Source organism: Burkholderia sp. 22PA0106 (assembly GCF_047497155.1).
In the GTDB taxonomy this organism is placed as follows: domain Bacteria; phylum Pseudomonadota; class Gammaproteobacteria; order Burkholderiales; family Burkholderiaceae; genus Burkholderia.
The window spans coordinates 2598237-2610177 of the sequence record NZ_CP163163.1; the positions used below are offsets into that span (position 1 = coordinate 2598237).

Genomic DNA, 11941 nt, shown 5'->3' on the forward strand with positions numbered 1-11941 from the left:
GGACGGGCTGCGGTAGCCGTAACCGATGTTGCTAAACCAAACAGCAACTTCTATGGTGTTCTGCGAGGGGCGCAGCAGAATCTGCTGAGGTTGACCTCTCCCGACTAGGGCGCGTTCACACTACCCTGATTTAGAACCGCTAACACAAGCCATCCACGAATCTCGAGCAGATGATGGCGGCAGCCAGGACGAGCAAGGCGGCATGAATATTGAGGCGCCGCTCGAAGCGAATCCGGAGCTTGCCGAATCCGGAGAACCGGGCATGCGTGCGCTCGACCACCCAATGATGCCGCCCGAGCCGCTCACTGCTTTCGACGCCGCGACGGGCGATACGGGCCTTGATGCCATGTTGTCTCAGATAGCGCCGGCAACGAGCGAAGTCGTACCATTTGTCCGCGTGCAGTTTGGTGGGCCGCTTGCGCGGCTGACCATTCAGGCACGGCAGGAATGGCATCGAGCGTGGACTCGAACGGCATCGAATCACGGCGGTTGGCTCACGTGATCGTGACGGCCAGCGGGATGCCGCGTGCATCTACGACGATGTGTCGTTTCGATCCGAGCTTGCCTCGGTCGGTCGGGTTGGGGCCGGTTTCCTGGCCCTCCGGGGGCTGGAGGCGCTGGCTCCATCAAGACTGGCGCGCTCCCAATCGATCTGGTCGTGCTCACGCAACCGACGCAGCATCGCCCGATGCAGCCGATGCCATACGCCTTGCGCCTGCCAGTCTTGCAGACGTCGCCAGCACGTCATGCCACTGCCAAAACCTAGCTCTTGCGGGAGGTCTTCCCAAGGGATGCCAGTTTGCAACACATACAGGACACCGTTGAGCGCTGCGCGATCATTGACCGTGCGCCGTCGCCCGCCTTTGGGCGAGGGTGTGAATTCCGGAATCGGAGGTTCCAGTGCTACCCACAACTCGTTGCTGATTTTGCGTCTTGCCATACCGCAGACGATATGATGTTCGCAGCTTCATGTCCAGGTTGTGTTAGCGGCTCGTATTCAGACGTCGACCGCTGGTCGGCAATCAAGCGGCGACGAGGCCCTATTTGAAGTAGGAAATGCTCGAGCTTCGGTTCATATGGCTTGACCGATGACAGCGCTGTGCAAAGGAGCGACAGTCCGAGCTATTTGCGAACCACGACGGTATGGCTCTTTTTGGCGTTCTCATCACGATACTGATGTGGAGCACGCTCGCGGCGAGCGTAGATTCCCTACACAACTTCCCGACACTGATGCTGAACGGCATAGCATTGACGATAGGCGGCCTTATTGGCTTGCCCTGGGTGCGCCATTGGCGGATGCCCGCCGGCTTGGCCGTGTTGGGCTCGACCTCCATGTTGGCGTATCACGTGGTGTATTTCTATGCGTTGCAGGTCGGTGAGCCCGTAGGAGTGAGCCTGCTTCACTATCTTTGGCCGCTGCTCATAGTGGTTATGACGCCTGCATCGTGGAGTCGCGATGCTTCGGTAGTCCGGCAGTTTCTGGGAGTGGTGCTCGGCTTCACCGGTGCGATCTTCGCCTGCATTGCGAGCGTCGAGAGCGCACAGCCAGATGTCGCCACACTGACGCTTGGAATGCGCATCTTCTCGTACGGCCTAGGTCTGGTATCTGCATTTGCGTGGGCCGGGTACTCCCTGCTGGGCCGGCGCTTCGGTTCGGTTTCAAGCCATTCAGTCGGACTATTCTGTCTCATCGCAGGCATTGGCTGCCTGGTACTGAGCATCTGCGCGAGAGAAGTTCCCCACTTTACTGGCCGGGACAGCATCACACTCGCGTATCTGGGCCTCGGGCCGATGGGGGCGGCGTTTTACATGTGGGACTATGGAATGAAGCGATGCGACCCGAGGAAGGTAGCAATCCTGAGCTACGCGACCCCGGTACTGTCGACGATAGCTTTGTGCATTCACCTCAATCGCCCCATATCGCTGATGACATGGATAGGAACGGTACTTGTAGCCATCGCTATTGCCATCGCTCCGAAAGCGAAATCACGCTCGAGTTCTTCCGGCATGTCGATGGCATCTGAGAGCTAAAGTCAAAATTGGTGTGTGAACCGCCCCGGCTTTCGAGGAGGCCGGTTGGTTTAGGTTAACGCAGGCGCTTCAATAGTATTTCTGAGTTGCCTATAGTAGTTTGTCTCAGCCTCGACTGGCGGGATATAGCCCAGAGGTTCCATCAGCCGATGGTGGTTGTACCAGGCGACCCATTCCAGCGTTGCAAGCTCGACGGATTCCCTTGTTTTCCAAGGCGCTCGTCGGTGAATCAGTTCCGTTTTGTACAAACCGTTGATTGTTTCCGCCAGGGCGTTGTCGTAGCTGTCGCCGCGACTGCCGACCGATGGCTCTATGCCCGCTTCGGCAAGCCGCTCGGTGTACCGAATGGAAACGTATTGCGATCCCCTGTCGGAATGATAAATCAGCGTCCCGTCGTCGCCCGGTTGGCGAGCGTACAGCGCTTGTTCAAGCGCATCGAGTACGAAGTCGGTGCGCATGGCACGACTCACCCGCCAGCCAACGACGCGCCTAGCAAACACGTCGATGACGAACGCCACATACAGCCAGCCCTGCCACGTCGAAACGTAGGTGAAATCGGAAAACCAGAGTTGATTCGGCCGGTCGGCCTTGAATTGGCGATTGACTCGATCCAGAGGACGAGGTGCCGAGACATCGGGAATCGTCGTGCGAACCCGTTTGCCGCGAACCGCGCCTTGTAATCCCAATCGCTGCATCAATCTCTCGACCGTGCAACGGGCCACCCGGATTTGCTCCCGGTTCATCTGTTTCCAGATCTTATCCGCGCCGTAGACCCGCATGTTGGCGTGCCAAACACGCTGGATTTCCGGGCATAGCACGTCATCACACTTCGCGCGGGCGCAGCGCTTCGACGGATCACGAAGCTGGGCGGCATGGCGCCAGTAGGCCGACGGGGCGATCCGCAAAACCTTGCAGATCGACTCGAACCCGAAGGTGTCGCGATATTGATCGATGAAGGCTTTCAGGACTTGATACGGCGGTCGAGTTCCGCCTGGGCGAAAAACGCGCTGGCCAGCTTGAGAAGCTCGTTGGTCTTGCGCAATTCCTTGTTCTCGCGCTCCAGCGCCTTCAGGCGCTCACGCTCGTTTGTGGTCAGGCCATCGCGTTCGCCGTTATCGATCTCGTCGCGCTTGACCCAATCGTTCAGCGTTTGCGGCGTGCAGCCTATCATCGGCGCAATCGACTCGACCGCCGCCCACAGCGACGGATGCTCGCTACGCTGCTCGCGCACCAGGCGCACTGCGCGCTCCCGGACTTCCGGGGAAAATTTGCTCGATTTCTTGTTCATGGCTCCATTTTCTCAAGAGTTGGAGCCTCCTCAAAATCCGGGGCGATTCATACCTTCCAGCAAGTCGGCCATTTCGGTTTCCTCCGGCGGGTGGTGAACGGACAATCCCAAGGATGCCTGTTACCCCTGATGGCTGACATTCTGCATGTACTACGGCAGCGAGTTCATCTCGCATGCATTGGATCACTGGGCGTATGAAAACGGTGTGACCTTGAACTTCTCACGCCCTGGCAAACCCACGGATAATGCGTTCATCGAGTCGTTCAACGGCAGCTTGCGAGACGAATGTTTGAACGTGCATGGGTTCTTGTCACTGGACGATGCGCGGGAAAAGATCGAGCACTGGCGGCAGGATTACAACGAATTCAGACCGCACAGTTCGCTGGGCGATCTGACGCCGTGCGAGTTCCGGCTCGCACACCTTGAAGCCGGAAACCTCCAAGTCCAAGCGCTCGGCTAGTCGGGAGGAGGTCATATTTCGAATGGCTCGAATCGCTGTTCGACGAGAAGCTCGAAACGCGCGACGGCCGCATGATCCTACCGGCACGGCCGGGGCCGTACGCGCGACGAGCGTGTGCGGGGTCGACAGCGCAGGGCGACCAGGCCGCCGCATCCCTCGCGGCGGTCTGCCAACTCATGCTCACCTAGCTCATGCTGCTGCCGCCTCGACGTGCTCCGCAGCGCCGACGCCCGACGCCGCGGCGCCGGCATGCCCCCCTGCCGGTGGCACGAGCTCGCCCAGTGCGCTTGCCACCAGCCGCCGCTGCTCGGCCTGATGTGCACGCACCGACGAATGAGCGCCCGAGGCCGTCGCCGCCCGACACACCGCCGTCAGCCGGCAGCCGCTGGGCAGCACCGCTTCCAGTTCGTCACGCACGAACCGCCACGCCCCCTGGTTCATGTCCTCCTCCTGCGCCCAGACGACTTCCTCGAGATTGCCGAACGTCCCGAGCGCGCATGCCAGTTCCAGTCCCGGAAACGGATACAATTGCTCGACGCGCACCAGCGCGATGCTCGTGTCGCCGGCGGTGTCGCGGGCGTCGCGCAGCGCGTAATGGAACTTGCCGCTTGACAGCACCACCTTCCTCACACGCACCGCATCGGCTACCGAGTCGTCCTGGATCACGGTGGCGAACGCGCCTTCCAGTAGCGCCGTCGTGGCCGAATGCGAGCGCGCGTCGCCGTACAGCTGTGATTTTGGAGACATGACGATGAGCGGCTTCGGCTGGTGCGTAGCGGCCTGCCCTCGCAGCAGGTGAAACCACTGCGCCGACGTGGATGGGCACACCACGCGCATGTTCTCGTCCGCGCACAGCTGCAGGAAGCGCCCAAGGTAGCCGTTCGAGTGCTCCGGCCCCACGCCCTCGTGCCCGTGCGGCAGCAGCACGGTCAGTCGCGATCGACAGCCCCACTTGTGCTCGCCAGCCGCGATGTACTGGTCGACGAACACCTGCGCGCCGTTCACGAAATCGCCGAATTGCGCCTCCCATATCGTGAGCACCGCGTGTGCCGACAGGCTATAGCCATACTCGAAGCCGAGCACCGCCTCCTCGGTCAACGGCGAATTCACGATGTCGAAGCGACCCTGGCCGGAAGATAGCGCACCGAGTGGCACGTGCACCTCGCCAACGCGAGCGCCGCCGTCCTGGAAGTGCCACACGGCCTGCCGGTGCATGAAGGTGCCGCGCCCGACGTCCATGCCGGAGAGCCGCACACCGAACCCGTCGTCAAGCAAGGACGCATAGGCAAGGCTCTCGGCGAAGCTCCACTCCACGCGACCGGCATCGTCGGTGACCGTGTCGCGCCAGCGGGCTGCCATCCTTGCAATGAGCTCGTGGATCCGCACGCCCGGCGGCACGCGCGTGAGCGCGTCGGTCAACGTGCGCAGCCGCTCGAGCGACAGTCCGGCGAGCGGTGTCGCCGTGGCGTCGGCCTCCTTCGCGCGCTCCGCCGAATCCGGCGCGCCAGCACGTCCACGCAGCAACGCCTGCAAGGCCGCCTGCCGCAACCCGTCTAGCGGAGTCGCGCCGTCGAGCGACGCGTGATACAGGTCGACCACGCCCGGGTGCGTACCTATCATCGCCTGGAGCGCCGGTTGCGTAAGCGTCGGCGTGTCGTGCTCCGAATGACCGAGGCGCCGGTAGCCGATCAAGTCGATCAGGATGTCGGCCCGGAAGGTCATCCGATAGTCCAGCGCGATCGCCACGGCGCGCAGCACTTCGTCCGGCCGATCGGCGTTCACTCGCACGACGGGCGCATCCACGCCGCGCGCCACGTCGGTGCAGTAAACATGCGACGCGGTATCCATGCGGTTCGGCGTGGTGAACCCGATCTGGTTGTTGATGATCACGTGAATGGTGCCGGATGGCGAATAACCGGCATGACGCGCGAGGTTGAGCGTCTCGGTCACAACGCCCTGCCCGGCGAACGCGGCGTCGCCGTGCACCACCACGGGCAGGCAACACGCCTCGCCATGCGCGTCCTGCCAGGCGCGCGCCATGCCGACCACCACCGGATAGACGCTTTGCAGATGGGAGGGGTTGTGAGCCAGCTGCACGGTGACCTCGCCGTGCGGAGTGCGCCTGTGTGTGGTTTCACCCAGGTGATACGGCAGGTCGGTTTGCGTGGAGGCGACGTCCGAATCGGGATCGAGCCGGGCGAGGACGTCCGCCGCGCCCGCGTCCATCACGTTCACGAGCGCGTTGAGCCTGCCGCGATGCGGCAGGCCGAGGAACAGCCGGACGATGCCGTGGCGGCCCGCGTTGTCGATCACCGCGGTCAACAGCGGGATCAGGCTTTCGCATCCTTCGAGCGAAAAGCGCTTGGCGTCGCCGAACCGTTCAGCCACGAGGCGCTCCCACATTTCGGCCGCCAGCAGTTGGCCCAGAACGGCGTGCCGCTGCCCTGCCGCCGGCACCGGATTCGACGCGAGGGATTCCATCTTTCCGAACAGCCAGCGTCGTCGCATCTCGTCGCGCACGCCGCTGCAGTCGAGCGCGAGGGCGCCGCAGTAGATCTGCTTGAGGCGCTGCGCCAATTCGCCGACAGTGCGCGCCGTCCCAAAGCCAACGAGCTGCGTGTCGAGCGGTTCATCGGGCGCGAGCCCATGGAAGCTCGGGTCAAGTTCGGGCGCATCGGGGCACACAGCGAGCCGCAGCGGATCGATGTCGGCCACGCGGAAGCCAGCGTGGCGGTGCGCGTCAATGAAGCGGCCGATCAACAAAGGCTTGGCGCCCTGGGAGGCGTCCTGCACCTCGGTGCTGGCGAAGCCGGTGGTGGTAGCGTATTCGGGATATCGACTAAACATGGACGAGTGCCTGTATGGACAAAATCGGTTAATCGAATCTCGCCATCCGGACTCCGATACGCGCGCTCCCCGCTCGTTCATGGACCAATCCCACGGGGATGAACATACCAACGGATCGCGATCCGGCGCGAAGCGCCTGTGTGCGTTGCATAGGCGCTCCGTCATGCGTCATCGATCCGTACGCGTACGGCTCGTGTCTCCGTCCTTGATGTCTGTCGCCTCTGATTCGCGTGCCGCTCAGGTGGCGGAGAGCAGTGGCATGCGGGATGGGTGTTTGATGGCGCGAGGCGCCCCGCCCTCGGTGTGGTGCGCATCGGTGTCGAGCCGGAACGCGGCAACGGTGCCGGCCAACGCATCGGCCTGGTTGCGCAGCGCTTGGGCGGCCGCTGCGCTTTCCTCGACGAGCGCGGCGTTTTCCTGCGTGACCTGATCCATTTGCGTGATAGCGTGGTTGATCTGCTCGATACCATCGCTCTGCTCCAGGCTCGACGCGCTCATCTCGTTGACGATCGACGACACGGCCGTGATGCTCTTAACGACCTGCCGGATCGTATCGCCCGCCTGCTCGACGACGCCGGTGCCCACGTCCACTTGGCTTACCGATTCGTCGATCAGCGCCTTGATCTCCTTGGCAGCCACCGCACTGCGTTGCGCGAGGCTACGCACCTCGCCGGCTACCACTGCGAAGCCACGGCCGTTCTCGCCGGCGCGCGCGGCCTCCACGGCCGCGTTCAGCGCAAGGATATTGGTCTGGAAGGCGATGCCTTCGATCACGCTGATGATCTCCACCACCTTGCGCGAGGACGCGTTGATCGTGTTCATGGAGTCCACCACGCGGTCGACCTCCCCGCCGCCCCGCACCGCTACCGCCGACGCGTCGCCAGCGATCTGGTTGGCCTGCTGCGCGTTGCTCGCGTTCTGCTTGACCGCCGAGGTGAGCTGCTCCATCGCAGCGGCAGTCTGCTCAAGGGCGCTCGCCTGCCGCTCGGTGCGAGTGGACAGATCCATGTTGCCGCTCGCAACCTCCTGCGAGGCAAGCGTGATAGCGTGAGTGCCGGTACGCACGCTCCCCACGATGATGTTGAGGCTGTCGGTCATCTTGCGGAGAGCCATGAGCAAACGCGAAACCTCGTCCTTGCCGGTGGTGTCCAGGCGGTGCGTGAGGTCGCCGCTGGCCACGGCCTCGGCGAGCGCGACCGCTCTGTTGATCGGGCGGGTGATGCTGCGCGTAATGAACCATGCCGTGAACACGGAGATCAGCAGTGCGCAGAGCGCGATGACACCCATCTGCAATTTGGCCCAACGGCCCTCGGCGGTCGCCTTGGCAACATCGTCGTTCATCTCGCCGGCCTGGAAGTCCACCATCTTGTCGACCAGCGTGTAGTAATCGTCCTGCAAGCGCGCCATCTCGCCCTGGTAGACGTCGCGAGCGGCTTCCTGGTTGCTGGCGGCGATCAGGCCGAAAAATTTCTTGACGCTCTGGCCATAGTCACTGCGTGCCTGGAATTGGCTCGTGAACAGCGCCTTGCTTTGCTCGTCAGTCAGTTGCTTTTCGAATTTCGCGTAAGTGTCGGCGTTCAATTTACGGATGACGGCATAATCGTCCATATACTTTTTCGCCTGATCCGCATTAGTCGCCAACAGCAGGTTGCTGAGGATGCCGTTGGCTTTGTAGCCGTTGTTCTTGATCTGGGTGCTCGATGCGATCAGCGAATAACGCTGACTGACAATCCCGTTCATTCGGGCCACACTCGATTCGATATTGCGGACACCCAACAGTGTGGTGCCGATCAGCAGCGCAACCACGATGCCGAATGCCGTGCTCAAACGAACGCCGATTTTCAGGTCGGAAATCTTCACGATACGTTTCCTTGCAAAAGGACGCTATTTTCAATAGTGCGTTTCTTTTCCCCAGAAACCGAACCCACGATGCCGACCGAAGAGTCGTTACCAGTCGCCGATGGAGAATTCGGTGCGTCGCGCGATCACTGGTGCCATGGCACGGACACGAGGATCAGGCGGCAGAAGAAATTGGAGGCCCCGAGCACTATCTCTCCAGCGTGTTTACGGCATGCAACCAGAATCTTTAAATTTCTTTTTCTATGAGAACAATCAGCTGGCCTCGCCGATTTGCCATGCACCCGGTGCAACGCCGGGAGCGGCCTTCGCTGACGTGGGTTCGGCATCCGGTTCGCCCCTCTTCGAAGCAGGTATTCGATCGCAACGTCGTCCATCCACGAATGCGGAAAGTGCAATTTTATGTCTGCCGAAAAAAGTCGCCTTGTGGAAAAGAATTAATGCGGCAGCGCCACGCGATATGGCCATCGTCAAGCTCCATGACCTGTCAAAACCAGCAGGGACGATTGGGAAAGATTTTCGACAGCGTCCGTCAGAATGCTGCGGACGGCTCATCGGCGAGCGCCGCGAATGAATGAGCGCTGATCAGCCAAGAGACGCCACCGCGCCCGGCCGCCAACATCTCAAGGCGCGCACGAGTAGCTTGGCCTGCCAGATCGTAGTCGATCAGCCGTGGCCCGGCATCGGAGAGAGACGCGGCCGCGGTCTGATCAAAGAGCGCAACGGTAAATGGTGAGCACGCGGGTGCGCTCGCCTAGTCTCCGTACGACAGGCCGTCGACCAATGCGAACAGTCGCACTGCGGGGGAGAGCGCCTGCCGCCGTCAGTCGAAAAATGCGTGGATATCCGGAGAGGTCATGCTATCACCCGCGAGCGACCAAGGTCGCAGCGTTGGCGGCGGCCGCCTTCAAGCACTCCAGACACAGCGCTGGAGAGGGTGCGAGCGCGCTGGAAGTCTCTTCGACCACCGCAGAGGCTGACGAAGCAGCACCGGATCCGACTTGGTCGAGCGACATTGCATTTTGGGATGCGATCAGCGTGGCACCGCAGGCGGTCTTCATGCCAGCTACGGCCGTCTCTCGCCCGTTTATCTGGTGCGGGATCGACCGCCCGGAATCCGCAAGAATCGGGAATTCGCTTCGCTTCGTTGTTCATGATCAGCGTGTTTTCTTCGGTGCCAGCGGTGCCGGCATTTCCGAGGAGGATCGTGTACTGACATCACGGGACGTGGCCCATCGGCTCGGGGTGTCCATCAAGACCGCGCAGGCCTGGATTGAAACCCACGTGCCGCAGTCCTGGAAAACGCCCGTGGGACATCGCCGTGCCCACGAGCGTGACGTGCTTGCCGCGCAGATGCGCATGATCAACGCACGCGTCAGTCCTATGATCGAGGTCGATACCCTCATCAAGCTGGATAAGGAACCACCGATCGCCCACCCGTCGCGGATTGATTCGCGCGCTCCTGAACCTTCAGGCATCGATGGCTCGGACTGAGCCGCTGCTGATCATGCGTGGCCAGCCTGGATCTGTCGACGGTGAGCCAAGCACGAGCCGTGCTGGCACGGCTCATCACGACCAAATGTGACTCAGTATCAGGCTCAGGGAGACTAGGGGATAAAGTTCGAATCGAGCGGCTACATCGAGTGTCACCTATCGACGCGTCTTCCAACAAACTGGGCGCCTACGCCTTGATCAAGAAGTCCTCTCGGTTTTTGGCGTCCTTGATCCAATCTGGCGGCCGGCCCCGGCCAGACCATGTCGCGCCGGTCTTCGGATCGCGATACTTGGGGCGAGCCGGATTTTTTGCTGAACCTTTACGCCGCCGGCCAAAGACGTCCCTTTCGGTAAACCCATATTCGGCCACTTTCATACGCACGTCATCGAGCGCCGCCTGAAATCCCTCAAGGCGCGCCGCTTCTGCTTGTTCAGCAAGGGCTTCGGCTTGTGCCTTCAACTCTTGGTATGTAGCCATCCTTTCCTCTCCTGGTTGTCTGACCTAATGGCCCCTTTCTTCTCCCAATCGGTCGCGTTGCCGTTAGATCCTTTATAGCCATAAAGTAATCGGATGCTCTCGATTATTTCAAGTTTCGTGCACTGAGGCGAGCATGATACTTCGCGCTCTCCTGGCGCATGCGCTGCTGCTCGGCGTTGACGTAGATGGTGGTGGTCTGCAGCGAGCCATGAGCGCCTGCACCAGCACCTCATGAAACGGTGTCAACCGCGTCGGCTGCGCGCGCCGCTGATACTTCGGCTCTTCCTGAACATCCATGTTCAGGTATTTGCTAATCGTGTTGCGCGACAGGCTTGTGAGATGCGCTATCTCGCGTACCGACTTGTTCTGGCGGTGGAACATCCGCCGCACCTTGCCAATCATGGTCATCGGGATCATCCCCAAACACCCTGCCCGAAAAACTAGCAGGATAGGTTGATTGCCCGGCTCAGTTTTCAGTCGGCGCGATCCGTACAAGTGGCTCAATTTCCGGTCGGCGTAAACAATCAAGGAGCCTCTGTGAAGTCGACAGGCGTCGAGTCCGGTGTTCGTAACGTCCCAGTCACATTGACACTCATACAGTGGGTGACCTGCCTGATTTCTTCGGACCGATTCAATCTTGGGGAACGGCCTCGATTGCTTCAGTTGAACAGTATCGCTGCTTAAACTCGTTGGGCGTCAGATAGGCCAGACTCGAATGCGGCCGAATGCCATTGTAGTGACGCCGCCATTGCTCAATGAAGACCTTGGCTTCGCCCGTGCCCGAAACCACTCCAGGCACACGCACGCCGCGAATCGGCGGGATCGCGGTGACGAGCGGCAGCAATTGCGTGACGTCGTGAGCATTCGCGCCTGTCAGGATCGCGCTGACCGGCGCGCCGCTGGCATCTACGAGGATGTGGTGCTTCGAACCAAGGCGCGTACGATCCGTACGTTCGGACCAGTTTTTCGCCCGCCCCAACGGCTCGTACCGATGAAGAATCGACGGCAGCATACGAAAAGTCGAGCTGGCCTGCGCCTGCCTCGCGTAGTTTCGCCAACAGGCGTTCGTGCAGCCGGTCCCATACGCCGGCTGCCTGCCCGTCGTGGAGTCGCCGCCAACAATTTGCTCCAGAGCCGAACCCCAATGGTGTCGGCAAGTGGTTCCAACGTAATCCTGTCTTCATTACGAACAGGATGCCGTTGAACGCCGCACGATCCGACACGCGCGGGCGACCGGGATCGCTCTTCCCCTGAAGTTTCGGTGGCGGCAGTAATGGTTCGATCAGCGTCCACAAGTCGTCTTCAATGACCGGCGCTTCCATCCTTGGGCTTCCGTTGTTCAGGTGCCGAAGGTTAACCGCTTGCCGGGAAAGTTATCATCTCCCTTCAAGGTTTTTTTTAAACTGCGCTCTTAGGGAAGCGGCTGGAGACCACACCAGCGATATCGGTGTGCTGCCGGTCAATTAGCGACGACTGCCCATGCCCG

Annotated in this window: 6 protein-coding genes, 7 pseudogenes and 1 other annotated feature; of the genes and pseudogenes, 3 read left to right on the plus strand and 10 right to left on the minus strand. The window is 61.2% G+C overall.

From position 1 onward, the window contains the following. Positions 1 to 139: 139 nt before the first annotated feature. Positions 140 to 940, minus strand: a pseudogene (locus tag AB4850_RS26355) (IS5 family transposase). A 203-nt stretch (positions 941 to 1143) separates the two neighbouring features. Here AB4850_RS26355 and AB4850_RS26360 point away from each other — a divergent pair. Continuing rightward, complete coding sequence (locus AB4850_RS26360; protein WP_414442398.1) at positions 1144 to 2031, plus strand: DMT family transporter; 888 nt, start codon at positions 1144 to 1146, stop codon at positions 2029 to 2031. A 50-nt stretch (positions 2032 to 2081) separates the two neighbouring features. Here the strand turns inward: AB4850_RS26360 and AB4850_RS26365 are convergent. Then, positions 2082 to 3319, minus strand: a protein-coding gene (locus AB4850_RS26365; RefSeq protein WP_414442399.1) for an IS3 family transposase whose coding sequence is annotated in 2 segments (ribosomal slippage) — positions 2082 to 3028 and positions 3028 to 3319 — 1239 coding nt in all. Because the reading frame shifts where the segments join, the coding sequence is not laid out codon by codon here. Continuing rightward, positions 2922 to 3038, minus strand: a sequence feature (AL1L pseudoknot). (Overlaps the previous gene by 117 nt.) A gap of 154 nt (positions 3320 to 3473) precedes the next feature. On the opposite strand from AB4850_RS26365, the pseudogene AB4850_RS26370 reads away from it, so the two are divergent. After that, positions 3474 to 3779: pseudogene (locus tag AB4850_RS26370) on the plus strand (integrase core domain-containing protein); the annotation flags it as partial. 189 nt (positions 3780 to 3968) lie between these two features. Here AB4850_RS26370 and AB4850_RS26375 read toward each other — a convergent pair. Both AB4850_RS26375 and AB4850_RS26380 read right to left on the minus strand, forming a co-directional pair. Next, a complete protein-coding gene (locus tag AB4850_RS26375) occupies positions 3969 to 6626 on the minus strand; it encodes a 2-oxoglutarate dehydrogenase E1 component (protein WP_414442400.1) in 2658 nt (885 codons plus the stop codon). 237 nt (positions 6627 to 6863) lie between these two features. Continuing rightward, on the minus strand, positions 6864 to 8486 hold the full coding sequence (locus tag AB4850_RS26380) for a methyl-accepting chemotaxis protein (protein ID WP_414442401.1): 1623 nt from the start codon (positions 8484 to 8486) through the stop codon (positions 6864 to 6866). Between the two features lie 211 nt (positions 8487 to 8697). Here AB4850_RS26380 and AB4850_RS26385 point away from each other — a divergent pair, with 211 nt between their 5' ends. Then, positions 8698 to 9057 carry a hypothetical protein gene (locus AB4850_RS26385; RefSeq protein ID WP_414442402.1) on the plus strand — a complete coding sequence of 120 codons (360 nt, stop codon included), beginning with the start codon at positions 8698 to 8700 and terminating at the stop codon, positions 9055 to 9057. On the opposite strand, the pseudogene AB4850_RS26390 reads toward AB4850_RS26385, so the two are convergent. From AB4850_RS26390 to AB4850_RS26415, 6 genes and pseudogenes are all read right to left on the minus strand, one after another. Further along, positions 9016 to 9159: pseudogene (locus AB4850_RS26390) on the minus strand (hypothetical protein); the annotation flags it as partial. The gene AB4850_RS26385 and the pseudogene AB4850_RS26390 overlap by 42 nt on opposite strands. Before the next feature lie 187 nt (positions 9160 to 9346). Further along, positions 9347 to 9616 (minus strand): annotated as a pseudogene (locus AB4850_RS26395) (PAAR domain-containing protein); the annotation flags it as partial. 548 nt (positions 9617 to 10164) lie between these two features. Beyond that, positions 10165 to 10455: an H-NS family nucleoid-associated regulatory protein gene (locus AB4850_RS26400; protein WP_414442403.1), complete on the minus strand. Its 291-nt coding sequence runs from the start codon at positions 10453 to 10455 to the stop codon at positions 10165 to 10167. 189 nt (positions 10456 to 10644) lie between these two features. Then, positions 10645 to 10863 (minus strand): annotated as a pseudogene (locus tag AB4850_RS26405) (IS21 family transposase); the annotation flags it as partial. 223 nt (positions 10864 to 11086) lie between these two features. Then, a pseudogene (locus AB4850_RS26410) lies at positions 11087 to 11259 on the minus strand (integrase core domain-containing protein); the annotation flags it as partial. Further along, a pseudogene (locus AB4850_RS26415) lies at positions 11255 to 11777 on the minus strand (IS5 family transposase); the annotation flags it as partial. The pseudogenes AB4850_RS26415 and AB4850_RS26410, both read right to left, overlap by 5 nt. Positions 11778 to 11941 lie beyond the last annotated feature (164 nt).